At 50.9% G+C, this 26,112-nt stretch carries 22 protein-coding genes and 1 riboswitch; of the genes, 16 read left to right on the plus strand and 6 right to left on the minus strand.

What is annotated here, in order from left to right; translation table 11 throughout:
• The first annotated feature begins 21 nt into the window (after nt 1-21).
• The 4 genes from AC0YN4_RS10945 to AC0YN4_RS10960 all read left to right on the plus strand — a co-directional run bounded on the left by AC0YN4_RS10945 (nt 22) and on the right by AC0YN4_RS10960 (nt 4,544).
• Entirely contained in the window at nt 22-555 is a 534-nt protein-coding gene (locus AC0YN4_RS10945; protein ID WP_475781502.1) for a GNAT family N-acetyltransferase, read from the plus strand.
• A 460-nt stretch (nt 556-1,015) separates the two neighbouring features.
• Nucleotides 1,016-2,956, plus strand: a complete 1,941-nt coding sequence (locus AC0YN4_RS10950; RefSeq protein ID WP_475781503.1) for a glycoside hydrolase 5 family protein — start codon at nt 1,016-1,018, stop codon at nt 2,954-2,956.
• A gap of 166 nt (nt 2,957-3,122) precedes the next feature.
• Entirely contained in the window at nt 3,123-3,473 is a 351-nt protein-coding gene (locus tag AC0YN4_RS10955) for a VOC family protein (protein WP_475781504.1), read from the plus strand.
• A gap of 18 nt (nt 3,474-3,491) precedes the next feature.
• Complete coding sequence (locus AC0YN4_RS10960) at nt 3,492-4,544, plus strand: DUF4037 domain-containing protein (protein ID WP_475781505.1); 1,053 nt, start codon at nt 3,492-3,494, stop codon at nt 4,542-4,544.
• A gap of 69 nt (nt 4,545-4,613) precedes the next feature.
• On the opposite strand, the gene AC0YN4_RS10965 is transcribed toward AC0YN4_RS10960, so the two are convergent.
• Entirely contained in the window at nt 4,614-5,666 is a 1,053-nt protein-coding gene (locus AC0YN4_RS10965; protein ID WP_475781506.1) for an oxidoreductase, read from the minus strand.
• Nucleotides 5,667-5,822: 156 nt separating this feature from the next.
• On the opposite strand from AC0YN4_RS10965, the gene AC0YN4_RS10970 reads away from it, so the two are divergent.
• A complete protein-coding gene (locus tag AC0YN4_RS10970; protein WP_475781507.1) occupies nt 5,823-6,251 on the plus strand; it encodes an Lrp/AsnC family transcriptional regulator in 429 nt (142 codons plus the stop codon).
• Nucleotides 6,252-6,370: 119 nt separating this feature from the next.
• Here the strand turns inward: AC0YN4_RS10970 and AC0YN4_RS10975 are convergent, their stop codons facing one another.
• The gene (locus tag AC0YN4_RS10975; RefSeq protein WP_475781508.1) at nt 6,371-9,247 is read right to left on the minus strand and encodes a family 78 glycoside hydrolase catalytic domain; all 2,877 of its coding nucleotides are present in this window, start codon (nt 9,245-9,247) and stop codon (nt 6,371-6,373) included.
• A 325-nt stretch (nt 9,248-9,572) separates the two neighbouring features.
• Here AC0YN4_RS10975 and AC0YN4_RS10980 point away from each other — a divergent pair, with 325 nt between their 5' ends.
• The 3 genes from AC0YN4_RS10980 (at nt 9,573) to AC0YN4_RS10990 (ending at nt 13,179) form a co-directional block, all read left to right on the plus strand.
• Nucleotides 9,573-10,802, plus strand: a complete 1,230-nt coding sequence (locus tag AC0YN4_RS10980; RefSeq protein WP_475781509.1) for an MFS transporter — start codon at nt 9,573-9,575, stop codon at nt 10,800-10,802.
• A gap of 62 nt (nt 10,803-10,864) precedes the next feature.
• On the plus strand, nt 10,865-12,607 hold the full coding sequence (locus tag AC0YN4_RS10985) for a Rieske (2Fe-2S) protein (RefSeq protein WP_475781510.1): 1,743 nt from the start codon (nt 10,865-10,867) through the stop codon (nt 12,605-12,607).
• A 32-nt stretch (nt 12,608-12,639) separates the two neighbouring features.
• Entirely contained in the window at nt 12,640-13,179 is a 540-nt protein-coding gene (locus AC0YN4_RS10990; protein ID WP_475781511.1) for a cysteine hydrolase family protein, read from the plus strand.
• Between the two features lie 14 nt (nt 13,180-13,193).
• Here the strand turns inward: AC0YN4_RS10990 and AC0YN4_RS10995 are convergent, their stop codons facing one another.
• A complete protein-coding gene (locus AC0YN4_RS10995; RefSeq protein WP_475781512.1) occupies nt 13,194-13,397 on the minus strand; it encodes a hypothetical protein in 204 nt (67 codons plus the stop codon).
• A 116-nt stretch (nt 13,398-13,513) separates the two neighbouring features.
• Between AC0YN4_RS10995 and AC0YN4_RS11000 the strand changes: the two genes are divergently transcribed.
• Together AC0YN4_RS11000 and AC0YN4_RS11005 are read left to right on the plus strand one after the other, a co-directional pair.
• Nucleotides 13,514-15,322, plus strand: coding sequence for an ABC transporter substrate-binding protein (locus AC0YN4_RS11000; protein ID WP_475835805.1), 1,809 nt, complete (start codon nt 13,514-13,516; stop codon nt 15,320-15,322).
• 347 nt (nt 15,323-15,669) lie between these two features.
• Nucleotides 15,670-15,999, plus strand: a complete 330-nt coding sequence (locus tag AC0YN4_RS11005; RefSeq protein ID WP_475781514.1) for an HIT domain-containing protein — start codon at nt 15,670-15,672, stop codon at nt 15,997-15,999.
• Nucleotides 16,000-16,354: 355 nt separating this feature from the next.
• Here the strand turns inward: AC0YN4_RS11005 and AC0YN4_RS11010 are convergent, their stop codons facing one another.
• A complete protein-coding gene (locus AC0YN4_RS11010) occupies nt 16,355-16,747 on the minus strand; it encodes a cupin domain-containing protein (RefSeq protein ID WP_475781515.1) in 393 nt (130 codons plus the stop codon).
• Nucleotides 16,748-16,843: 96 nt separating this feature from the next.
• The gene (gene yfbR, locus AC0YN4_RS11015) at nt 16,844-17,446 is read right to left on the minus strand and encodes a 5'-deoxynucleotidase (protein WP_475781516.1); all 603 of its coding nucleotides are present in this window, start codon (nt 17,444-17,446) and stop codon (nt 16,844-16,846) included.
• A 149-nt stretch (nt 17,447-17,595) separates the two neighbouring features.
• Here yfbR and AC0YN4_RS11020 point away from each other — a divergent pair, with 149 nt between their 5' ends.
• From AC0YN4_RS11020 to AC0YN4_RS11040, 5 genes are all read left to right on the plus strand, one after another.
• Complete coding sequence (locus AC0YN4_RS11020; RefSeq protein WP_475835806.1) at nt 17,596-19,140, plus strand: fumarate hydratase; 1,545 nt, start codon at nt 17,596-17,598, stop codon at nt 19,138-19,140.
• A 145-nt stretch (nt 19,141-19,285) separates the two neighbouring features.
• Complete coding sequence (locus AC0YN4_RS11025) at nt 19,286-20,137, plus strand: bile acid:sodium symporter family protein (RefSeq protein ID WP_475835807.1); 852 nt, start codon at nt 19,286-19,288, stop codon at nt 20,135-20,137.
• A 54-nt stretch (nt 20,138-20,191) separates the two neighbouring features.
• Nucleotides 20,192-21,973 (plus strand): two-component system histidine kinase PnpS, encoded by a 1,782-nt coding sequence (gene pnpS / locus AC0YN4_RS11030; RefSeq protein ID WP_475835808.1) that lies wholly within the window; start codon nt 20,192-20,194, stop codon nt 21,971-21,973.
• A 119-nt stretch (nt 21,974-22,092) separates the two neighbouring features.
• Entirely contained in the window at nt 22,093-22,812 is a 720-nt protein-coding gene (locus AC0YN4_RS11035; RefSeq protein WP_090979299.1) for a response regulator transcription factor, read from the plus strand.
• A 76-nt stretch (nt 22,813-22,888) separates the two neighbouring features.
• Nucleotides 22,889-23,662, plus strand: coding sequence for a sugar phosphate isomerase/epimerase family protein (locus tag AC0YN4_RS11040; RefSeq protein ID WP_475835809.1), 774 nt, complete (start codon nt 22,889-22,891; stop codon nt 23,660-23,662).
• Nucleotides 23,663-23,679: 17 nt separating this feature from the next.
• On the opposite strand, the gene AC0YN4_RS11045 is transcribed toward AC0YN4_RS11040, so the two are convergent.
• Complete coding sequence (locus AC0YN4_RS11045) at nt 23,680-24,549, minus strand: AraC family transcriptional regulator (RefSeq protein ID WP_475781521.1); 870 nt, start codon at nt 24,547-24,549, stop codon at nt 23,680-23,682.
• Between the two features lie 166 nt (nt 24,550-24,715).
• On the opposite strand from AC0YN4_RS11045, the gene AC0YN4_RS11050 reads away from it, so the two are divergent.
• Nucleotides 24,716-25,795 (plus strand): Gfo/Idh/MocA family protein, encoded by a 1,080-nt coding sequence (locus tag AC0YN4_RS11050; protein ID WP_475781522.1) that lies wholly within the window; start codon nt 24,716-24,718, stop codon nt 25,793-25,795.
• 193 nt (nt 25,796-25,988) lie between these two features.
• Nucleotides 25,989-26,082, plus strand: a riboswitch (cyclic di-GMP riboswitch).
• Nucleotides 26,083-26,112: the final 30 nt, after the last annotated feature.

A 26,112-nucleotide genomic window follows, 5' to 3' on the forward strand; every position in this document is an offset into this window, starting at 1 on the left:
CCCATTAAGGTGTTGTGAATTTTGATTCTTTTTCCGCCTATAACGACAGATAGATTGGTTTTGAGAGAGTTGACGCTGGATGATGCCGAGGAAGTGCTTAAGCATTTCTCAGACCCTGAAGTAACTGCATTTATGGATATCGAGCCGTGTCAGTCTATCCGAGAAGCTGAGGAGATTATCCGGTTTCATATCGAGGACAGCGGTTGTAGATACGGATTGTTTAGCAAAGAGACCGGAACGATGATCGGCACCTGTGGATACCATTGCTGGGCGAACGATGAAGGGGCTCGATCCCGAGCGGAGATTGGCTTTGATTTATCTCGAGCTTACTGGGGGCAAGGGTACATGAAGGAAGTGCTCCGACCGATGCTCCAATTGGGATTCGATGTGATGAAGCTTGCTTATATTGAGGCCACGGTTGAAGAAGCGAATGTAAGATGCCAGCGATTGCTCGAAGCTTGTCAGTTCGTGAGAGAAGAGGAACTGCGAGATCGGCTTATATACTATAAGCTCATTAAAGAATCTAAAGAGGTTAGCGTGAAACAAACGGAATAGAACTGCGTAAATTCAGAACGCTACTCAAAACCACTTCGCATCGAAGTGGTTTTTGTGTCTTGGATCCTACTTTTCAGTGATGAGCGTATGCTTTATCGTGTTCCCGCTCTAACGGTTGTCACAGTGCTTATTTGGCATAAATAGCTCCCTTTTAAATGCTAACGGTTGCCAGCGAGCTTATTTGAACGTATTCCACCAGGAATTGGCCCATTTGCTGCAAATAACGCCGGACACAACCGTTAGCCTTTGAAAAAGGCTTATTCTCATCATATAGCCACGCTGACAACCGTTAAAGTTTTGTAAACGATGTATCGCTCTACAGAAGGGACGACTGCTTCTGCAGTGGTTCCCAGGATTTTTGTTTATGCGGGCTCGAATGGTCCATTTTTCGTTGTTGCGTCCATTAATTTATGCCATAGAAATCGTTATGGTAGTGGAAAACCCGAAATGGAGCTACATAATGAGCGCGAATCGTTTACTAAATCAGTTAGAGAGTCCTTTCTTTATCGGATGTAATTATTGGGCTTCACATGCTGGGACGGCTATGTGGTCGGACTGGAGACCGGATGTCGTGGAATCGGATTTGAAGAAGCTTTCAAGCGAAGGCATAGAAGTGCTGCGGGTATTTCCGCTCTGGCCGGATTTTCAACCTATTGAGAGCACATATCGTGAGTTTGGGAATCATTCGTCTTATCGGTTCGGTGAAGAACATTTCCCCGATACAGAAGCAGGCCTAGCAGGCGTATCAGAAGTGATGATGCAGCGATTTGAAGCATTCGCATCACTCTCGGAGAAATACGGCATTAAGCTAATTGTAGGATTAATTACGGGTTGGATGAGCGGGAGGCTGTTCGTTCCGCCGGCACTTCGTGGCAAGTCCATCTTAACCGATGCGGATTCCATTCGTTGGCAGGTCAAATTCGTATCCTATTTTGTCTCGCGTATGAAGACGGATGCTGCCATTATTGCTTGGGACCTTGGTAATGAGTGCAATAGCATGGGGCAAGTGGAGAACCGGGAGCAGGCTTTTGTGTGGACAGCTTCATTGTCAGGTGCAATCAAACGCGCCGATAGCAGCCGTCCGCTCATCTCCGGCATGCATTGTCTATTTCCGAATGGGAACTGGACGATGCAGGATCAAGGGGAGCTGACAGATATTTTGACAACTCATCCGTATCCGTACTGGACGCCTTACATGGACTATGAACCGATGGATACGATGCGAGCGACTCTGCATGCAACGGCCGAAAGCTTATTTTATGCGGGTATCGGGGGGAAACCTTGTTTTGCGGAAGAGATGGGCACTATGGGACCAATGGTTTGCTCGGATGAAGTTGCAGTCGCGTTCGCTCGTACGAGCATGCTAACTCAATGGGCTCATGGTTTGCATGGCTTGCAATGGTGGTGCGCAAACGATCAGACGAGATTGAAGCATGCACCTTACGATGAAGTGGCCTGCGAAGGCGAATTGGGACTGTTGACTGAGGATGGCCGTGTTAAACCTGTCCTGACGGAAATGGCTAAATTAAAGCAGGATATCGCGGCATATCCGATACAAGAGCTGCCTCTAAGGCGAATTGAAGCCGTATGCATCCTGAATTCGGATCAAGACCATTGGGCAGTGGCTTTTGGAAGTTTCGCGCTGTCTAAGCAAGCGGGGTTTGATTTGACATTCCGATTCGAAGATCAGCCTTTGCCTGATGCAGAACTATATTTGCTTCCTTCCGTAACAGGCGTTCGGGGAATGCCGAAGCGCAGATGGGAACAGCTGCTGCAGCGTGTTCAGGAGGGGGCGACCCTGTATGTGTCAGTCGATGACGGCTATATGCTGCAGTTTTCAGAATTGACCGGACTTTCTGTATTGAACCGGCAGCGGCGGCAACAGGCGGCACAAGTAAATCTGGGTTCGAATGAAGATCAGCTTTCGGTTCCTGCCTCGTTTCGCTGGACCTTCCGCAGTGATCGGGCGGAAGTTTTGGCGACGGAAGAGGACGGCAATCCGGTACTAACGCGAGCAGCATACGGCAAAGGAACGGTTTACTTCATGTCTCTTCCTATTGAGCTGGCCATGACGCAAGGGGAAGCAACATGCAGCAAGCCGGATGAGAATCCTTATTGGAAAGTTTACCGTGCGATTTCACGAGAAGTAGTGGGGGGCCGGGTTCTGCAAAAGGAGGACCCGCTAGTCGGATTGACGGAGCATTCCGCGGCGGATGGCAAACGCATCGCGATCCTCATTAACCACACGCCTGAGGTGAAGTCAATAGGTGTGCAACTAGCGGAGGGGTGGCAGCTCGAAGATTGCTGGCGCGGTCAAGCAGAGAACGTCGGCAATCACATGATGGTAAAGCTCGCTGCCAATGATGGAGCGGTGATTCTGCTGAGACCATGCTTATCCTAACAGACACGATTCTGCGAATAGCTTGCTGATTATGGTTCATGATTGAAGCTGAGGCCCTTCTGAGAAAAGGGTCTCTTTGATTAATAAATTCACCCTTCACAAGCGAACATATGTTTGCTATTATAAGAAAGTGGATATAAATTCCAAGTGAAGCGAGGGAACTTAGATGGGTAGAGTCATTGGATTCGAGCTAAGCAGCCAAGAGCCGGAGAAAGCAGCAGCATTCTATGCGAATGTGTTTGGGTGGAAGGTGGCTGAACCTCAGTGGGATTATTGGAACGTTACGACCGGTGCCTCTGAGAAGCCTGGAATTGATGGCGGCATCGGCAGAGGTCCGGCTGATCATCCGCACGGTACGCGCATTCAGATTGAAGTAGATGCGATTGACGAAGCTATTGCGAAAGCAAGGGATAACGGAGCGGTCATCGTTCGTGATAAAATGGAATTCGACGATTTCTATCTCGCCTATTTGGTTGACCCTGTCGGTCTGGGAATCGGACTTATCCAGAAAAAGTAGTGAAATGGTGGGTTACAGATGCAAGGGATTGAATTATGCCGACGTTTCTATGAAGAAATCGTCCAACCGCAGTTCGCTGTATTCACATCGATAGCTTATTCGGCAGCTCTCATCGGGCCTGGCAGTGAAGTTCTCGGTTTCGATACCGAGATGTCGCAGGACCATGATTGGGGTCCGCGAACGCTGATTTTTCTTCACGATGCGGACGAGGATTTGGCTGAAAGGCTTCGCGCCTCTATCATAGAGAAATTGCCGGAAACGTTCTACGGATTCCCGGTTGAAGCGGAGAATACTGTCATTACGACGCTGCAGCGATACACTTGGAATTGTCTTGCTCACGACTTTAACAAGCCGCTGGAATCGGTGGATTGGTTGACGTTCTCTTCGCAAACATTGCTTGAGATGACGAAGGGCGAAGTGTTCCATGATGATGATGGTCGCTTGGTTGAGCTGCGCGAACAATTGCAGTTCTACCCGAATGATGTGTGGTTCTATCTACTGGCTTCCGCGTGGCAGCGCATCGGTCAAGAGGAGCATCTGATGCTTCGCGCCGGTTATGCCGGAGATGAACTTGGTTCAGCCGTTATTGCATCTCGGCTTATTCGAGATGTCATGAACCTAGGTTTCCTCATGGAACGCTGGTATGCACCGTATCCGAAATGGTTCGGTACGGCGTTCGGGAAGCTGAAGTGCGCGGAACAGCTGACGCCGCTCTTATGGAAGGTTCAAACGGCGACAGTGTGGAAAGAGCGGGAGCAAGGGCTGAACAGCATATATAAACATCTGGCCCATATGCATAACGAGCTTGGCATTACCGAACCGGTGTCGGATGAGGCGACGAGCTTCTTTACTCGTCCCTTTCTAGTCATGAACGGCGGTGAAATCGGCGGACTCTTAGCGAATCGGATTCAAGATGAGAAGCTGCAATGGTTGATCCGTAACCGATTAATCGGGAATATAGATCAAATTACTGATAATACCGATTTCCGCATGCTGAACACGTGGAAGGACGGATCGGGGAACAGCGCTAGGTCGATTCTGAAGCAGTTTTATCGTTTCGGGGATGAATGATAAAGTGGCAGTCATGGACGAGAATGGGTCCATGACTGCCACTTTTAGCAATCTAGTGTTTTATTATCTTTAACGCAAATTTTTCAAATGAAGGGAAGGTTCGTAAGGAATTTGCGGTTGGCCGGTACGAAGGCGCTGCACGAAATCCGGATTTGCCAGCAGAGGTTTGCCAAACGCGGCAAGGTCGATGATACCAGCATTTACCGCGTCTGAGGCAGAGCTCGGAGTCAGACCGCCTACACCGATCACGGCGCCATTCCAACGCTTACGAACGAGCTCGTGCAGCGATAGACCGCCCGCCACAGCGGTTAAGAATGAATTTGTCGACGGATGGATGATTCCCAAACCTACCTCACGAAAAATATGGAGATAGGCATCTAACTCCGCTTCGGGTTCTTGCCACCGATAACCGGGTTGGTCGTCCTTCAGCTCGGAGAAACGAATGATTAGGCGATCCATGCCAACTACCTCACCTACGGTCGAGAGCACTTCCTTCATCAACCGAAGGCGATCCTCTCTATCCTTGCCGTAACTGTCGCTTCGGTTATTCGTAACCGGCGAAGCGAACTGGTCGATGATATAGCCATGAGCGCCATGGATTTCAACGCCATCGAATCCTGCTTCCATCGCGTGCTTCGCAGCCTGCTGGTACTGGCGGACAAGCGCACGGATTTCGTCGATCGTCATGGCCTCTGGCATTGCGAAAGGTTTCCGGAGCTTATGCACGAGTCCTTCCGCCTGCAGGGCTGACGGCGCTTGAGGTGCTTGACCACCGATCAGATCGGGATGTGTCAGTCTGCCGACATGCCAGAGCTGCGCTATAATCGTACCGCCTTCCTCGTGTACGGCTTCCGTTACTTTACGCCAAGAGTCCGCTTGCTCCTTCGTATATAATCCGGGCACGCCGAAAGTACCTTTTCCTCGCGGCGAAGGCGTAATGCCTTCCGTTATTATTAAGCCGACCCCGTCTTGGGCTCGGCGCCGATAATAAGCGACGACCTCATCTCCAACGGTCCCCGTGGCATCGTTAGCGAAACCGCGTGTCATCGGCGCCATTGTGATCCGCGACCGAAGCTTCCAAGGACCGATGTCCACATTCTGCAATAATGTTTGATTCTCCATGTATGTTGAGCTCCCTTAGCTGAATTGTTTTCTATGTTTGAATTTTATATAATAATCCGGATTGATCCCATAGTTGTTTCAAGACCTTTAACGGGTTTCTCTTATAAAATCCTTTTATTCTATAATCTTCACCTTAAAATTAAAGGAGTCGCTTCGATGGACGAATTAGACAAACAAATATTGCTTATTCTGCAGGAGCAAGGGCGCATTTCGATGACCGATTTGGGCAGAGCCGTCTCCTTGTCGCAGCCAGCCGTCACAGAGCGGGTGCGTCGCATGGAAGAGAAGGGCATCATCGACCACTACCGTGCCGTGGTCATCCCAGAGAAAATCAATAAACCAATATCCGCGTTTGTGCTTTTCTATACCAAAGGATGTGACCGGTTTGTAGAATACTGCGGGGAAATGAGCGATGTAGTCGAGCTGCATCGCATCAGCGGACACCAGTATAACTTTCTCGTGAAACTGGTCACCGAATCGCTTCAAACGTTGGAAGTCGCACTCAACAAACTGGGAGCGTTCGGCGATTCAACGACACTTATTGTTTTATCTTCACCGCTCTCACATGAACCGTTGATCCCTTAATCCCTTTAAGCGCACATGACTTATCCTGAAATTGGTATGTCCATTTGCAAAGAAAATGGGCGGGAGCGGCAGCAATGAATAAGAAGAGCCTGGCGATTATTCGCCAGGCTCTACCTATTCTATCCAAGTACGACTTGTTCCACTTCAAGCTCATAGCCATCCGGCTTCACGAGCTGAAGCTCGATATGGGACGGAGCCACAACGCGAAGCTGCAACACTTTTGTCTGTTCATCGACTTTCCAGGAAACATTGATGCTGCCGCTGCCCGGAACCGGGACGGAGCCGCGTGCCCAAGTCAGACCAACCGGCTTCGGAGCAACTTCAACCTTCGTCCAACCCGGTGTCAGCCCGCGTACACCAAGCACTTCGGTGCCGAGGAAATAGACCGGACCTGCGGACCAAGCGTGACAATGGCTGCGCGTGAGCATTTTGGAGCTAATCGTAATATTGCTGGTCGGGTACACTTCCCATACGGAAGTGGCACCTTGGTCTACCATGACTCCATACTGCTCAAGTATGTCGTTTGCCATCGTATCTTGTAGTCCCAGCTTAGCCAGTGCTTCATGGTAGAAGAAGGACATGAATGGGCTGCCAATTTGAACAAAAGAAGCAGGCGGCTCCACGATGTAACGCTTCAGCACTTCCAAGCGTTCTTCTGTTGTGATGTCGCACAAGCAAGCAACCACCTGCGTTTGCATACTGGTCGTACTCGATGGACTACCGTCCGGATGAATGCAATCCAGGTATGCTTGACGAGTGTCATCCCACAGCTCCTCATTGATGGCATCGCGGATTAGCGAAGCGCGTTTGCGGAACCCTGCGCCTGTTAACTCATCACCCGCGGTTTCAGCCAGCTGAGCAGCATCGCGAAGCGCCTTGACGAGGAACATGTTTTGCGGTGCTACGATACCTTCGCCCGGCTGCTCAAAGGCTGCCCAATCGAGCAGATTCCAACCGCTAATGTTCAACAAACCGCGTTCGTCGATCTTCTGCAAGTAATGCTCCAGCGTGAAACGAACATGAGGCCACATATCGCGCGCGAAGGTTTCATTGCCTGTATACTGGTAATGCTCGAGGCAAGCTGACACCCAGAATAGCGTCCAGTTCGGAATGACGCTGCTCCAGCCGCTCGGCACTTGATCGCCATAGAGCGGTGATTGGAAGGAGGAGCCTGGTACAAGCCGCAAACAGCGTTCCACAATCTCAGCAGAACCAAATGCATAATAGTTGACGAGTGAAGCATTACGGGCATCGCCAACCCAATAGGTTTGCTCGTAAGCCGGGCAATCCACGAACGTATCCTCCATGCAAAGCCGTGTCGTATCGCGGCTAATCCGCCAGATTTCATTCAGCTTCGCATTGCTGGAATGGAACGTACCGACATTGGCGACCGGGAAGTTGCTTTGAATCATCTTCACTTCGACCAGCTTCGCGGGCCGTGTTGCGCCTCGTACCGTAATGGCAAGATACCGCAGACCGCGGCGAACGACGGAGACATAGGATTGTCTGCCTTCACGGCATGTATAACGGAACGTATTGTCGAGCTCATACGTGTATTGACGCCAGCCATCGCGGATATATTCGAAACCGTAGCCGTCCACGATCGTTCCTTCGGCGGCATCGATCGTAAAGGCCACATATCCGGTCAATTCACGACCAAAATCAATCAAAATCTCGGTATCGAGCTCCGCATGCAGCGGAACAATGCCCGCATCCGACCCAGCCAGAACGGCTTGCTGCAGCTGAACCGGGACAGGCTGCGGCAGGTCCACGACACGCCATGCGGTTTGGGTGTAGACATCGGTGAAATGAACCAGCTGCGACGGAATCGGACGGATCCACTCGGCAAATTCACTCAATTGAGAGGCGGAGTCGATTTGCTTCACAGCTTCATAGAGCGGCTGCTCCCGCTTCATCGAAACGCCGGGCTGATGGTCGATATGCTCTGCGGAATCGAAAGCGCCGATCTGAGCAAAAGGCACTGCGCTCACTTGACCATGCTCAGCAATTGGGGAACGAAGCTCAAACGGTCCATCGCAATGAAGGCCAAGGTGGTAACCATGTCCGTGCGAGCCGCCGCTCAGATCGAACAGAAGGAAATGCTCGCCAGCCGGCATATGAAGCTCAAGGAACATGTTTGGCCGCTCGCCGGAGAAGTCATCATCCCGATACCACTTGCCGCCAATGCGAACGCGGAAGGGAACTCTGCCTCCGTCCACAGTGCCAATTGTACAAGCAGCCGCTTCAGAAAGCGTGAGCACAGTAGCCATAAGTCCGATAAAAGAAATCGGATTCGCGTGATTCACACTTTCCGGAACGAGCATCGTCCGAACGTCGAATACGGCGCTCCAAGCAACCGGCTTGACGAACGACAGCTCTTCCACGCGCGCCGGATAGATGGGCTCTTCAGTTAGATAAGGAATCGCCCTCGGCACAAGGCTTGTCCATGGTGCCATGCCAACGCTGCCGATGACCGTTGCCTGCTCCCATGCAGCATCGTCAACCTGCGCATCCATCCATGCATCATCCCAGTTCCGTGCATCATAACGATCGGTGAATGGAAGCTGGCAGGAAATGCGAGATGAGGTCGCATCATATGCGGCGTGAACAGCAGTCGACCAAGATTCGTCGGTACAAACGATGGAAGTTCCATCTGCGTCCTCGGCTTGCAGCAGCAAGCCGCCTCTGCCTCTCAAATATTGAAAGGTAGAGATGCCGGAATGCAGCACCAATACCGCGATAGTATTCAAAGCGCCACCGTGCAGCAGATGGCCGATTTCATATTCATCATATGCAAGCTCAAACGGCCAAGAGCGGACCGGTCCGCGGCCTACCTGCGTGCCATTCACATAGAGAACGTAGCGGGAATCCGCTGTCAGCTTCAGTTTCGTTTCACTGGTGCCCGTTTGCTCGAACTGAAAGGTTTTACGGAAACAGCGCCATTCATTGCGCGGACTTTCCTCGCCGCTGCCCCAAATCCATGATGCTTGCCACATAATTGATTGCCTCCTCTATCGTCATCATCCCCCTCATTGTAAACGATTACTTGGCGACTGAGAGGGTACTGTTCGGACATTTATATAGGGCGATTCGGACATGTCCGGAATCAATTATTGGCAGCAGCAGCCGTCAAGCACAGCATGACAGCCAGATTCCCCTCTATCTGGGCAAAAAGACCGATTATACGGCGGAATTCAAGCAAGAATCTAGCAGAAGAGGTTATTTGGCCCAGGGCGGTCGGTTAAAGCGCTTACCTGACTTGGCTGCTATGTTACAATGACAGCAATTGGATGCAGCTTAGTCGGAGGTGGCCCCGTACAGATGAAGGCAAGTTTAGGAATGAGATGGAATGCCATGAAAGGAAGCCCGGTTCCAAAGGAGCGAGAGCTTGGCAGAGAAGCGCTTGTTGCGCTGATCATCCATGGCTGCTTTCAATTCGGCGCTTCGATGTCGGGGCTGTTTCTGAACTTGTATTTGTGGCGGCTCACCCATGATTTGGCCGTTAATGGTTTCTATAATATGATCGTGTTCCTATTCACACCGATTGCGTTCGCGCTGGGTGGTTGGATCACGAAACGCAAGGATCGGATGGTTACCTATCGGATTGGCATTCTGTTGATTGCCATCTTCTATCTGCTCGTTGTCATTGCACAAGAGAACGTTGCGGCATGGTACGTGCTCTTTGCTATTTTTCACGGAATGGCTGCCGGCCTGTACTGGACCGGATACCTTGTTCTTATGTATGATGTGTCAACGGAGAACAACCGCGTTCGATTTCTGGCGATTAATATGGTTGTGTTTAACTTGGCAGGTCTGCTTGGACCGGCGCTTGCCGGCTTTATCATTCAATTTAACGAAGGATTGCGCGGCTATATCATCACGTTTATGCTTGCCTTCATCATGTTCCTGGTCGCTTCGATTATCAGCTTCCGAATTCCGATGATGGCGTCACATCACCGTGTCTATCATTTGAACCTGATGGGCATTGTCATGCGGAAGAACGCGCAATGGGTGAAGGGCCTGCTGGCGTTTTTTGTTCTGGGATTATTCCAAGGCATCATGCTGTTTCTGCCGAACATTCTGCTCTATCAAACCGTCGGAAGGGAAGACTTCGTGGGCTACTTAGGCGTATTCTTCTCCGCACTAACGGTCGCAACCGGGTATGTGATTTCACGCAAAGCGAAGAAGGAACAGGTGCGCAAGCATGTGCTGTATTCCACGAGTGGGATTTTGCTCGGCGCGGCTTTCCTTCTCTATGATGTGTCTGCTTGGACGGTCGTCTTCTATATGGTCGCCTTCTCGATTTGTAATCCGCTCGCCGTGAACACGTTAACCTCCTATTATTACAGGCTGATTGGCAAACTGCCGCTTAAAGGACAACTCAAGGTGGAATCGGTTGTCATGCGGGAAGTGTTTCTGAATGCGGGCCGGATTATATCGATTACGCTGCTGCTCTTTGTCTCGAAAGACCTGGAATCCATATGGCTTCCGGTTGTCGTTGCAGGGACGGCTGCGATGCAATACATAATGTTCTGGTTAATGAAGGACTAGACTCCGCAGCTATAGAAGAAGTAGGAGAGTAGGAAGCACCATCAATTTGAAGGAGGCTGAATATGAATCGAACCTCAGAGTGGATCAAAGCCGGACCCGTTCAGGAATTGAAGGAGAAAGGTTCCGCTGTCATTAAAGGCGGTATTGCCGTGTTCGTGCATGAGGAAGGCATCTTCGCCGTCGATAACCGTTGCCCGCATCTCGGATTTCCGCTTCATATGGGAAGCTTGTGCGATGGCATCTTAACTTGTCATTGGCATCACGCACGTTTCGACGTATGCAGCGGCGGGACGCTCGATCCTTGGGCGGATGATGTGCCTTCCTACGAAGTCAGAGTTGAAGAAGAGACCGTGTGGGTGAACCCGCAGCCGAAGATTGCGAATCATATTCAGAAGTATAAAGATCGTCTCATGGAAGGCTTAGAGCAAAATATTAGTATCGTCATCGCCAAAGCGGTTGTCGGTCTGGTGGAAGCGAATGTGCCGGATGCCGAGATTGCCGGTGTAGGCATCGCCTTCGGAACTCGCAGCGGAAGCGGCTGGAATTCCGGATTGACGATTCTGACCGCGATGGTCCGCGTAATTCCGAAGCTGGACAAGACAGGGCGCATTCTGGCGCTCTATCAGGGCTTGGTGCATGTGGCAAGGGGCAGCTCGGGCCGCGGCATTCATTATTTGCTTGGCGCATTGCCAAGTGCAGACGTTTCCTTCGAGCGGCTTGCGGGCTGGTACCGCAACTGCATCGAGGTTCGAGATACGCAGGGCGCCGAGAAACTGGTCATTACAGCGATTGAGAAAGGAATGAGTCCGGAGCAATTGGCCGATATGATGCTGATTGCCGCAACGGATCATTTCTATCTGGACGGCGGGCATGTGTTAGATTTTCATAATAAAGCGTTCGAGGCGCTTGAGCTTGTGGGCGCTGATCAGTCGAAGCAGGTGCTCACCTCGCTGCTGCATATGATGGGAAATCCATCTCGTAGCGAAGAGCAGCATCACTGGCAGGCGCCGATTAATCTTGTTGAGCCGATTCACGAGGCTGTGAAAGAGTTGGCGGGGGTGCGAGCTGTAGGCGCAGAAGTGATTGCCATTGACGAAGAGGCCGTTCTGCAGCAGCTGCTAAGCGAAGAGCCGCTTGAAACGATTGCACTGCTAAGAGACCTGCTCTTGGCAGGCGCAGCACCGGTGCAGCTTACGCAATTGGTCGCACTTGCCTCTGCCGAGCGTGTAGTTCGATTCCATACGCAGAATGATCACCGCGATTGGGTTGCGGTGCTCCATACGTTCACTTATGCGCATGCTCTGCATGAGCGCTTGCTGCGCTCTGAGGAACCGCTGCTGGTGCGAGCTATTTTCCATGGTGCGATGAGTGTGTACTTGGATCGATTCTTGAACGTGCCATCGGCGAAACGGCCCAAAGCGGCTCCGAGCGATGTGACTGCTACGACGAATTCTTCGGAGCTGCTGCAACTGCTCGATCAGCGACAGCAGGTAGAACAAGCGGCGAAATGGGTGTTCGACTACGTGAAGAGCGGTGGCGAGATGGATGCGCTGCTGAATACGCTTGGTCATGCGCTGCTGCGTGAGGATGCGGAGTTCCATACGTTCCAGATGGTAGAGGCTGCTTTTGCCGAGTATGAGCGTTGGTGTTTACGATCAGACGGATTTGCGGTGAAGGCACAAGAGACGATGCTGCTGGCTTGCACGAGGTACTTGGCTGCACATGCGCCGACAGCGCGCGAGCTGCCGCATACGGCACAAATTGCATGGCGACTGCATAAAGGCGAACGATTGTTTGAAGAGTAAATTTGAGCTTATTGAGAGGGGATAATTGAAGGATGGGTGCAAATTCGAATTCGAAAACGGCATTACTCGTAATTGACGTACAATCGGCGATGTTCGCGGATTCATACCCCGTATATAACGGTGAGGTTCTGCTGGAACGGATCAACGGATTGTTGGCGAAAGCGCGGGCTGCGGACGTTCCGGTGATCTATGTTCAGCATAATGAAGGGGAAGGCGAAGAGCTGGAAACGGGTTCTCCGAACTGGGAAATTCACGCTGCGATTGCTCCGGTTGGCGATGAGCCGCGAATTCAGAAGTATAAGCCGGATTCATTCCATGAAACGGAGCTTCAGCAAGTATTGGCGGAGCGAGGCGTTGGCAAGCTTGTGATCGCTGGTCTTCAGACCGACATGTGCGTGAATGCGACGACGACCAGAGCTGCGGAGCTTGGTTATGAGATCATCGTGGCTGGGGATGCCCATAGTACATGGGAATCGGGAGGTCTTACCGCGGAGGAAATCATAGCAGAGCATAACGCGCGTTTTTCCTCTTTTGCCCAAATCAGTCCGTCAGCAGACATCGAGTTCAAATAAAAAAAGGGCGGTCGTCACTTCACCGAAGTGCCGAACCGCCTTTTATTCCACCATCTGCGCAACCATCCGCGCTCCATATTCTCTTGCTCCGCTTGAGGCTTCACCTCAGCTTCCTCCGCCGAATTAAACAGTAATCCTCTGCGAAGTTTCTGTTCCAATTCCGCCTGTTGATATTGTCCAAGCTTCTCTATCGTGTACGTGTTTGTGTGTTGTAACATGTAGTTTTCCTCCTCTCGTTTATAGTTCAATTATGCGCTCGCTAAAAGGGGATAAAAAGAGTAGAATCTTCATAAAACACTTCCCCTTTTCACTCGGGTACAGGAGGGATGCCGGCATGCAAATGGCTGCTGCTGAACGCTATTTGGATCTATATAGCCGATTCGCCGATGGGATTGCGACGACAGGAACACCTGTTGAAGTTTCGCTTGATGAGCTTGCGCAGGTGTTGTATTGCACAACCCGTAACGTGAAGCTCGTGCTGCGTAAAATGGAAGAGGAAAGCTGGATTCGCTGGCTGCCCGGTCGGGGCAGAGGCAATCGCTCGCAGCTGGTTTTTCTGCTGGAGCGCGATACGATGCTGCTTGAGCTCGCGCAGCGGATGGCGCAGCGAGGCGAGTATAAGCCTGCATTTGAGCTGATCCATACTCATGGGAAAGGCTCGCCGGTGAAGGATCGTTTCTCGGAATGGCTGGAGCTGCATTTTGGCTATCGCACGGAAGTGTTGGATGGCAAACGCAGTGTGGATACGCTGCGGCTTCCCGTGCATACCCCGATTGTGACGCTCGATCCGGGCGATGTCCTGTACGCATTCGATGCGCATATGATCAAGCAGCTGTTTAATCAGCTTCTTTATTACGATGTGGTGGCCGGACGGGTTGTTCCGGCGCTTGCGCATGCGTGGGAATCTAATAAGGAAGCGACTGTATGGCAATTTCATCTACGCAAGGGCGTTTACTTTCATCATGGTCATGAAATGACGGCGGATGATGTCATCTTCTCCTTGGAGCGGCTGCGCTTAGGCAAAGCGCACAGCTGGCTGCTTAGATCGGTGGTTAAGATCGAGACCGTCGGGCTGCGAACGATTCGGATCGAATTGGAGAAGCCCAACCGCATTTTTCACCGATTCATGAGCTCGCCTGCAGCGTCGATTCTGCCTCGTGAATTGGTCGAGAGCGATGAGGAACAGTTCTGGCGTAAGCCGTCCGGTACGGGGCCTTTCATGGCCGGGGAGTGGAACGAGGATCGGTTCGTGCTTGCGGTGAACAAGAATTATTACAACGGCAGAGCGCATCTGGATGGTGTCGTCATTGCGTTCATGCCGCCGGAGCATGGAGATTCCTCGCGTAAATGCTGGGAGAAGCTCATCTGGGATCATGATCTGCAGGATCAGAAGCCGGAAGAGGATTGGGTTACGGTGGAGACATTGTGCAAAGGGTGCACGATGCTGACTTGGAACATGGGGAAAGAAGGGCCACAACAATCGGCCTTATTTCGCAAGGCGATCGATCTGCTGATTGACCGTCATACGATGATTCGGGAGCTGGGAGAGGACCGCATGTATGCGGCTCGCGGTTTCCGTCCCGACGATAATACGCCGCTCCGAAGCATCCGTCACGATTCAGCAATGGCGCGAGCCCTTCTACGTGAGTCCGGCTATGACGGGACTCCCATTACACTCTATACAACAAGCTTCAATATGCGGGATGCCAAGTGGATTGCGGATCGCTGTGGGGAGCACGGTGTTATCGTACATATTGAGCAGCATGACAACAATGAATTTAAGAGAAGGGATGTAATCAACGAGGCAGATACCATTCTGTATGGCATCTTGTTTGCGCAGGATGAGGTATGCGAGATTGAGTCCTATGAGCAGCATGGCAGCTTCCTTAAGGAGCATCTGCATTCGGATTTCCGGGCATGGGCGAGGGACAAAATCGATCTGGCATTAGCGTCGAAGGCCACCGAAGAACGCCGACTTATTATGGGCGAAATCGAGGATCGGCTTCGCGAGGAGGGCCATGTGGTGTTCCTGCTGCACAAGAAGACGAACACCTCCTACCATCCGGGGATAAAGGGGATCACGATGTCATCGCTCGGGTGGATCGACTTTAAGGATGTGTGGGTACAGAGTGCGCCGGGTTAGCGACAAGCTGGCTGGAGAATCAAGCAGTGCAGTCTACATTGGCCGGAAATAGGGTGAATGGGAGAAAGTAGCACACCAGGCAGTCTACATTGGCCGGAGATAGGGTAAATGGGAGAAAGTAGCATACCAGGGAGTCTACATTGGCCGGAAATAGGGTAAATGGGAGAAAGTAGCGAACCAGGTAGTCTACATTGGCCGGAGATAGGGTAAATGGGAGAAAGTAGCGAACCAGGGAGTCATTGGCCGGAAATAGGGTGAATGGGAGAAAGTAGCGAACCAGGTAGTCTACATTGGAGAAATGGCGCCAGTAACAAGAAAGCACCACTCTATCAAAGGAGAGAAACCCGATGTCGGAGGATTTCTATTGCGAAGAGGTTTTAAGCGGGCGGACGCACGTTCAGAAAGTAATAGAGACGGATAATGTGCTAGCTTATTATCACACGCGTCCGTTCTATCCGGTGCACATTGTTGCGATACCGAAGAAGCATATTTCATCATTACTCACGTTAGAGCCGAGCGATAATGACCTGCTCTTAGAATTACTAGAGGTCGTGAAACAGGTGGCGGCCAGAGTGACGACAGAACACGGGGCATGCCGAGTCATCACAAACCTAGGCAAATACCAGGATTCGAAGCATCTCCATTGGCATGTCATCCAAGGTGAGCCATTGCGCTGAGATTTAATTTCCGGCTCGCAATCTACTTAATATGCTGTACCTCCGCGATGAGTGCATGCGTTGTCGCATGCCAACGCTAACGGTTGTGACAGTGGTTATTTGACACCAAATGACCGTTTTAATTTTCTAACGGTTGCCGGCGAGCTTATTTGAACGTTTTCCACTAGGAATCGACCAATATGCTGCAAATAGCCTCTCTCACAACCGTTAAATTTTCAAACAGGCTTATTTGCTTGAAATAGCAACGCTGACAACCGTTACACTATTATTCATGATGGTTAGACAAAAAAAGTGGCCGTCCGAGAAAGTCTCGGGCAGCCAGCGGCTGCCTACAATAGGCAGCCTATTTATTAGTTCAGCGGGAGCCGCGAAGGTCATCCAGTTCCGGCAGCAGCGTTACGCTCTCCTGTTCGTTCGGATCGGTGCGGGCGATGACCGCCGTGCAGACCTCCGTATCCGAACGGTTATAGGGCAGATGCGGCACGCCAGCCGGTATGTACATAAAGTCCCCGGCCTCGACTTCCATATGCTGCTCAAGCCCTTCACCGTACCACATCCCGGCACGCCCGGAAAGCACATAAACCGATGACTCGTGGTTCTCATGCAGATGCGCTTTGGCACGGCCGCCCGGCGGGATGGTCAGCAGATGCATGCAGAGTCCGGTTGAGCCGACACTCTCGGCAGAAATCGCTTCTTGATAGTCGAAGCCTTGCTTCCCCTGATAATTTCCCTTCGTGCGAATCCGCATGCAAGTCCGGTTGTCTCCCACTGCCCATCACTCTCTTCCGCCCAATATAGAGTAAATGCGAAGCTGTCCCTAGCTGTTCATCCTCAAGATGAGCTCCTAAGCCTCATGCTCAGACAGCTCATCCAGCGTTTTGTTGAAGCTTGGTGCCATGTAAGTCAGAAACCAGTTGACCTCTTGCATGTTCAGATCCGCGAGTTTCTGCTCCGTCTGCCCTTTGGCGACAGCGAATTCGCGATTGCCGGAGGACAGCTCGGAGAGGCACTTCATGTAGGCATCGAGCAGATCCGCTGCTTTCACCATCTTAAGCAGCTCCTTCTCCTCGTCGCTATGAGCCGCTCCGATGACAAGAGGCTCATAGGCAGCCTGCAGCGGCTCCGGCACCATGCCGAGCAGCCGCTCGGCGGCAAGCGCCTCGATCTCGCGGAAATTCGCGAGCATCTTCGGGTTGTGATGCTTAACCGGCGTTGGAATATCGCCGGTGAACACTTCTGTGGCGTCGTGGAACAGCGCCATCGTAACCGCTCGGTCGGCATTCAGCGAACGGCCGAACAGCTGATTGCCAATCTCGCAAAGCATATGCGAGAGAAGCGCGACATGATAGGAATGCTCGGCAACATTTTCACGGGTGGTATTGCGCATGAGGCTCCATCTCTCAATATAGCGAAGCCGGTACATATAAGCGATAAACGGACTATCCATAATGGCAGGAAGCTCCTTCTACTCTAGAAATAGGAGAACATATGAGGCTGCGAAAGCGGTATGCCCGCTCGTTTAGGATATGGTATGATATAGATTGATTATATAAGGAAAGACGATTAAGGAATAGAGAGAGGAGCCATTTAGGCCTTATGCAGCATTTTGAACAGAGTGTTTATAACCTTATTGTTGAAACTTCTACGAATCTTCCGGGAGACGTCCGGAAAGTCATTCAAGCCGCACAAGAGGCGGAGGACCGCGCAACTCGCGCAGGAATGTCGCTCTCCACAATTGCAACGAACATTGAGATGGCGGAGTGCAATGTCTCCCCGATCTGTCAGGATACAGGCATGCCGACCTTTGTTGTTCATACCCCGGTTGGTGCCAACCAAATTAATATGAAGCAACAGATTCGTAGTGCCATCGCACGCGCGACGAAAGACGGCAAGCTGCGCACGAACTCCGTTGATTCGCTCACCGGCTCCAACACCGGTGACAACCTCGGACCGGGTACGCCGGTAATCCACTTCGAGCAATGGGAGAAGGACGATATAGATGTGCGTCTGATCCTCAAAGGCGGCGGCTGTGAGAACAAGAACATCCAATACAGCCTTCCGATGGAGATTCCGGGTCTAGGCAAAGCCGGCCGCGATCTCGACGGTATCCGCAAATGTATCATGCACTCGATCTATCAAGCACAAGGTCAAGGCTGCAGCGCGGGTTTCATCGGCGTTGGCATCGGCGGCGACCGGACGACAGGCTATGAATTAGCGAAACAGCAATTATTCCGTCATACCGATGATACGAATACGATTCCCGAGCTTGCTCAACTTGAAGAATATGTAATGGAGAATGCCAACAAGCTTGGTATCGGGACAATGGGCTTCGGCGGCCAAGTGACCTTGCTCGGCTGTAAAGTCGGCGTCATGAACCGTCTGCCGGCGAGCTACTTCGTCTCGGTTGCTTATAACTGCTGGGCTTACCGCCGTCAAGGCGTTTTGCTCTCTGCAGACAGCGGAGAGATCAAATCTTGGATTTATCCGAGCGGCTCCGATACGCCGATGAAATCGCAAGCCGCTGATGAAGCAGCTGAGGCGGTAACGGAGAACGCGGCACGCCGTGAAGTGGTTCTGAACACACCGCTCTCCGAAGAAGATGTGCGCAGCTTGCAAGTAGGCGACATCGTCATCATTAATGGAGAGATGCACACAGGCCGTGACGCAATTCACCATCACCTGATGGATCATGACGCGCCGATTGATTTGAATGGCTCCGTTATTTATCACTGCGGACCTGTAATGATGAAGGATGATAGCGGCTGGCATGTGAAAGCAGCTGGACCGACGACAAGCATTCGCGAGGAGCCTTACCAAGGCGATATCATTAAGAAATTCGGTATCCGCGCGGTTATCGGCAAAGGCGGAATGGGACCGAAGACGCTTGCTGCGCTTCAAGAGCATGGTGCGGTTTATCTGAATGCAATCGGCGGTGCGGCACAGTACTACGCAGAATGCTTCAAGAATGTGAACGGCGTCGACTTTATGGAATTCGGTATTCCAGAGGCGATGTGGCATCTGAAGACAGAAGGCTTCGCTGCAGTAGTAACGATGGATTCCCATGGCAACAGCTTGCACGCGGATGTAGACAAAGATTCTTTTGCTAAGCTTGCCCAATTTAAAGAGCCTGTATTTAAATAATTACCAAAGTAGACAATAGAATGAGGGATGCGGTACGCGCAGCTTCGGACTCGCCTTCAATCGAAGGTATGAACAATGGATGTTTCTTATTATCCCTGGATCACTTATCCTGGGATTCTTTTTTTCTCCGTATTTGCACAAATACGTGAATGCAGTGCCTTATTGCTTTGCCTTCGTCACGCTGACGATGGCGATCGGATGCGGCCTGCAGCAGCTGCGAGCTGTATTGAATCGACCTGGCGTGATGATTTGGACCTTCCTGCTGGCACATGTGCTGTCTCCGCTTGTAGCATACGCACTAGGGTATATGCTATTCGGACCGGATTCTCCTTACGTTGTGGGACTTGTCCTATTCACGATAATCCCCCTTGGTATTTCAACCGTGCTGTGGGTTGGAATGTCGGCCGGAAGTGTCCCGCTTATGCTGGCTATGGTCGTCATCGATTCGGCGCTTAGTCCGATTGTAGTGCCAACCGGCATTCATCTGCTGTTTCGTACCGACGTAGAGACCAACACAATGGCGATGATGGGCGACTTAATGCTCCTTATCGTGGCGCCAACGATAATTGGTGTTGCTTTGCATGAGTGGTCCAAAGGACGCATTCAACAAGCCGTTCAGCCCTACGCTCCGCCCTTGTCCAAGCTGTGTTTCACAGCAGTCGTCATGCTGAATGCGGCAGCCATTGCTCCTTCCACAGAAGCGCTTCGCGGTGATCTGTTGAAGGTAGTGCCTGCGGCCTTGGTCATGGTGGGCTTATGTTATGCAATTGGCTATTTCGGTACAACGCATTACCGGAGTCGTGAGGTACAAGTCACGGTTTCCTATGCGACCGGTATGCGGAACATTTCGCTTGGCGTAGTGCTTGCAATGGGCTATTTTAGCCCGCTGGCCGCTGTTCCGGTTGTGCTGTCGATTCTGATTCAACAGCCGCTTGCCACGCTGCATCATTACATTTTACAAAAACTTAACAAACGCAGTGCTGGCGCAGGCGGCTGAGAACAAGGTACGATGGATGGTACATGGAGCAACCCGGCATGGAGGTAGGAGAAGATGAATAGCTTTCGCGTGCGGCTAACGATGATTCTGATCGGTATGATCGGACTTGCCGTTCTGGCAGCCGGTTTATTTATGGGCAAGACGTATAAGGAAAATCATCTGGATGCGCTGCAAGAAAATATGGTGCGCGAAATGAAGATTATTCTCGATCAAATGGACTGGCGAAGCGGGGAACCGGCGTCGGTCTACAGCTACTACACGAGCCACGCCAAGCGGCTTAAGAAGATTACGGATACGCGGATTACCTTCATTCGCGGCGATGGGGTAGTTCTTGGCGATTCCGATCATGATCCGACAACGATGGACAACCATCTGAAGCGAGAAGAAGTGATGGAGGCCAAGAAAGACGGTGTAGGGCGTACGACACGGTACAGCGACACCATTAATGAGAATTTGCTTTACGTGGCGATGCTTGTTCACCCCGATGATCCGAATTCGGACATTATCCGAATGGCACTCAGCTTGCAGAAGGTGGACGAGAGCGTACAGCGCATTTGGATAACTCTTGTATTGGGGCTGCTCATTCTATTTATAGCAGCTGCACTTATCAGCTACCGTGTCGCACTCGGATTAACGCGTCCGCTTGAACAGATTACTCGCGTCGCGAAGCGAATTAAGAGCCTCGATTATCGGGCGCGCGTTCATGTGAAGCGTAACGACGAGATTGGCGAGCTGGGGCTTGCCATCAATGCGATGGCAGATTCGCTGCAAGTGCAGATGACGCGAATTCATCAGAACGAAAGCCAATTGGCCAGCGTCTTGGACAATATGATCAGCGGCGTTGTCATGATCGATGCGAGCGGGCATATTGTGCTGCTCAATCGGCGGGCAGAGGAAGTACTAGGGTTCTCAACACGCGAGCTGGTTGGCCATCATTTCACAGTGGCCAAACAGCAGTATGAGCTGTCGCAAATTATTCAAGAGGCGATCGAGCGCAAGGAGCATCTGCGCGAAGAGGTCACCTTCTATTATCCGGAGGAGAGGCTGCTTGATCTCAATCTGGTGCCTATCTTCGAAGATGATGATTCCTTCGGCGGCGTCCTGCTTGTCCTACAAGATGTGACGGCCATTCGCAGACTGGAACGGATGCGCAGCGAGTTCGTTGCGAACGTGTCACATGAGCTGAAGACACCGATTACTGCGGTAAAAGGTTTCGCGGAGACGCTACTTGGCGGCGCCGTGGATGATCCGGAGACCGCACGCTCCTTCTTGCAAATCATTTATGACGAGAGCGACCGCTTGAACCGGCTTATCGGCGACATCTTGGAATTGTCCAAGATTGAGTCCCGCCGAGTACCGCTGCAATTCTCGCCGATCGAGCTGGCGTCATTCGTGGAGAAGACGGTGGAACTGATGCGTGCAGAAGGGTTGCAGAAGCAAATTCGATTATCTTATAAAGCAGATCGGGATGTTTATGTGGAGGCAGATGAAGATCGCCTGCGACAAATCATCATGAACCTGCTCTCGAACGGAATTAACTACACGCCTGAAGGTGGTAGTGTTTCCATCGTCGTTGAACCGGTTGGCGGGGACAATTACGAATCCGTGCGTATTCACATATCCGACACAGGTATCGGTATACCGAAGAAAGATTTGCCGCGAATATTCGAGCGTTTCTACCGAGTGGACAAGGCAAGATCCCGCAGTTCAGGCGGCACCGGGCTGGGGTTGTCGATCGTGAAACATCTTGTTGAGCTGCACAAAGGAACGATATCTGTAGAGAGCCGAGTGGGCAGCGGCTCGACGTTTACGATTGAGCTGCCGGTCCTACAATAGCAATGAGCCAGTAATTGGGGTTTCCCCTTCCTCTGAACAATGCTATCATGGTTATGAACGTAGAACGAGTTACCATGCCGAGTATTAGCAGCGGCATGCGTGGAAGCCAGGGGGTCAACATGTCACAGAAAGTGTTGGTCATTGAGGATGAGCCGACGTTAGCCAGATTACTCTCGTATAACCTTTCACAGGAAGGTTATGACACGACTGTCATTGATCATGGTGCAGAAGGCTTGCAGGTTGCTTTGCAGCGCGCATTTGATCTTATCATTCTAGATATCATGCTGCCAGGCATGAACGGTTTCGAGATCTTATCCCGCTTGCGGCAGAGTGGCAACCGTACGCCGGTTATCGTACTGACAGCCCGCAATGCGGAAGAAGAAGTTGTGCAAGGCCTTAAGCGAGGCGCCGATGATTATATGACTAAGCCATTCGGCGTGGCCGAGCTTCTTGCGCGTGTATCTGCGGTGCTCCGCAGAACCGGTCAAGATGAAGGCAAGCTGACGGAGTCCACGGACAAAGTCATAACGGCCGGTGATTTATCGATTTATCCGGAACGCTATGAGGTCGTCCTTAATGGCGAAACCGTACCGCTGCGGCCGAAGGAATTCGAAGTGCTGCTCTATCTTGTTCAACGTCCCGGCGTTGTCGTTACCCGCGATGATCTTATGAATGTCGTATGGGGCTTCGACTATTTCGGCGGACAGCGAACGGTAGACGTCCATGTCAGCTCCTTGCGCAAGAAATTGGAACTGGGCCAGCAATCGGTCGAAATTGAATCCATACGCGGCGTAGGCTATAAGCTGGTTATGCCGAAGAAGCTAGGTTCACCTAAATAAGGTGAACTTTTTTTTGTCTATTATCGAAGCAAATAATGGTAAAATCACTTTAGAAACTAATGGAGGTGCTTAGAGAATGGTTGCTTATGGTTGGTGCAGAGGGATCGAGGACGCGGAGCTGCTTCACAAATACGGGTTTGACTACATCGAGTGTCCTCTGTCCGCTCTGCAGCTGGAGAACGAAGCCTTGCATCAAGAATTGCTGCGTGCTTACAAGGAAAGTCCACTGCCTGTTTATGCGTTTAACTTATTTTTCCCAGGGGATATTAAAGTGGTTGGTCCCAATGTAGAACCAGAGCGTATCCGGCGCTATGTATATCGTGCTGCGCAAGCGATGAATGAGATCGGTGCGAAAATTTCCGTGCTTGGAAGTGGGGGAGCGCGCAACATTCCGGATGGATGGGAGCGTAATCGGGCGGAGGACCAGATGCTTCACTTACTTAGCTGGATTTCGGAGGAGTTTACGGGAAGCGGCGTAACGCTGGCTATTGAACCGCTGAACAAGAAAGAGACGAATCTGATCGGCTCTGTGGCCGAAGCTGTTTATTTGGCGAAACAAATTAATCATCCTACCATTCGGGTGCTGGCTGATTTCTATCACATGGATGAGGATAGCGAAGCGCTGGACACATTGACTGCTAATAAGGACTGGCTTGCGCATATTCACATCGCAGATACGGGCAGACTATCACCGGGAACCGGGCAATATCCATACGCGGACTTTGCCGCACAGCTGACAGCAGCAGGCTACAAGGGCGGAATCTCCGCGGAATGCAGCCTTCAGCAACCAGACGAGGAATTATCGGCTAGTCTGACTTTCATGAAACAACAATTCCATCGGCTGGGCTGATTTCCTGGACATTACGGTTAAGCGCGGTTCCACTCCAGCATTTTCTTCTGAAATTGCTTTGGGGAGCAATCATTGTATTTCTTGAACATTTTGTAGAAATGGGCCATGTTCGGCATGCCGATCCGGTCCCCTACCTCGGAGACGCTGAGGTCCTTCGTGAGCAGAATACGTTCGGCCCATTTGATCTTGCGATAATTCACATACTCTGTGAAGGACATCCCGATCGCCTTCTTGAAGAATTTCACAAAATAATAGTAGCTCATATTGGCGAGCTTCGAAACTTCTTCTACTTGGATGCGGTCGGTCAGATGTTCTTCCACATAGTCAATCACACCTCGCAGACGAGCACGATCAAAGTCATCATGATCAGCAAGCACTTTCCTGGAATCTCCCCGGATGAGCAGAAGGAGCAGCTTCTTTATGTACATGCTGACGGCAAGCTCATACCCGCTTTGCTTGGTCGTGACTTCTTGCAGAATGCCGCGGATACATTCCGACGCCTCTGCTCGTGCGGATTCATCTTCTTGAAAAATGTAGTTGGCTCGGCTGAGCGGATTCTTCGTTTCGGAGAAAAATCGCATATAAGGCATTGAGCTTTGGTCAATAAATTGCTCCAAATCGAACTGCAAGACGATATAATTCAGCGGGCTGCTCATGCTGCGATCGCGATGAAGCTGCCTTGCACCGATCAATGCGATGTCGCCCGTTTGTAGTTTTATGCACTCATCTTCAATATTTACGTCAAGTTCGCCGGTGATCACAAGCAGCAATTCGATTTCTCGATGATAATGCCAATTGATAAATAGATCGTTATTCCGCAGGGATTGGAACACTTTGATGGAGAGCAGCGGGTTCTCGTAAACGACCTTCTCATTATAAAATTCCACGGTACCATCCCTTCAATAACAAAATCACATAAAACCATACCTATATAGCGCCTATATTTTAGTGGACAAGTTCGGATATACTGTAGTCATTGTATGTCTCTCTATCTAGCTGACACACATACTACAAATTATATCATTTCGAGGCTCATGGAGGTAGAAATTTAAAATGTCAAAAGTACGTGTAGGCATTATTGGCTGCGGCGGTATCGCCAACGGTAAACATCTCCCAAGTTTGGCCCAAGTCAAAGACGCTGAAATCGTAGCTTTCTGCGATATCATTGTTGAGAAGGCTGAACAAGCAAAAGCGAAATACGGTACAGAAGAAGCAAAAGTATATTCTGACTATAAAGAATTGCTTCAAGACGGATCGATCGACGTGATCCACGTTTGTACGCCTAACGATTCCCATGCGGTTATCTCCATCGACGCATTGGAAGCTGGCAAACACGTGCTTTGCGAGAAGCCAATGGCTAAAACAGCTGCTGACGCTCGTAAAATGCTTGAAGTAGCACAACGTACCGGCAAAAAACTCAGCATCGGTTACAACAACCGTTACCGCGCAGACAGCCGTTACCTGAAAGAAGCTTGCGATGCAGGCGAGCTTGGCGAAATTTACTTCGCTAAAGCACATGCAATCCGTCGTCGTGCTGTTCCGACATGGGGCGTATTCTTGGATGAAGAGAAACAAGGCGGCGGACCGCTTATCGATATCGGTACTCACGCACTTGACCTTGTATTGTGGATGATGGACAACTACAAGCCGAAAGTCGTTCTTGGCCGCGCTTACCACAAGCTGTCCCAAAACGAGAATTCTGCGAATGCTTGGGGCCCATGGGATCCAAAACAATTCACAGTTGAAGATTCCGCTTTCGCTATGATCACAATGGAGAACGGTGCAACTGTAATCCTTGAATCCAGCTGGGCGCTTAACTCGCTTGAAGTCGATGAGGCTAAAGTTTCCCTCAGCGGTACTAAAGCAGGCGCTGACATGAAAGACGGTCTTCGTTTCAATGGCGAGCACAACAGCCGCCTATATGTAAACAAAGTTGAACTGAACAGCGGCGGCGTTGCTTTCTATGAAGGCGCGAGCGAAACTGCAGAAGTTCTTGAAGCTAGCATGTGGATCGATGCAGTTAAGAACGACAAAGAAACTTTCGTTAAACCAGAGCAAGCGCTTGTGGTTTCCGAAATTCTTGAAGCGATCTACGAGTCTTCCCGTACGGGCAAGGCTGTATACTTCGAGTAGTAGAACAACCAATGAAGCCGGAGATGGCCTTGTCATCTTCGGCTTTTTTTGCATCGTTAATGATGTTACATATTTTTTGGGAGTTCGACAAAATCAGTCAAAGTTCTACGTTATTCGCTCTGTACAGTTCTGTGAAAACACCTATAATGAGAATTAAAAACGAATAATCTAGAAAAATTTTACAACTAAATACCTAAGATAAGGGCAAACCATAGGAAACTATGGGACGCAAAGCCGTGGCCTAAGGGATCACTTTCTGTGATGCTAAGGTAGACAAGGCTGCCGAGTAGATGGAATCCATCCTATTCGGGTGGTTT

The sequence above is a fragment of the Paenibacillus sp. J22R3 genome, assembly GCF_056269305.1.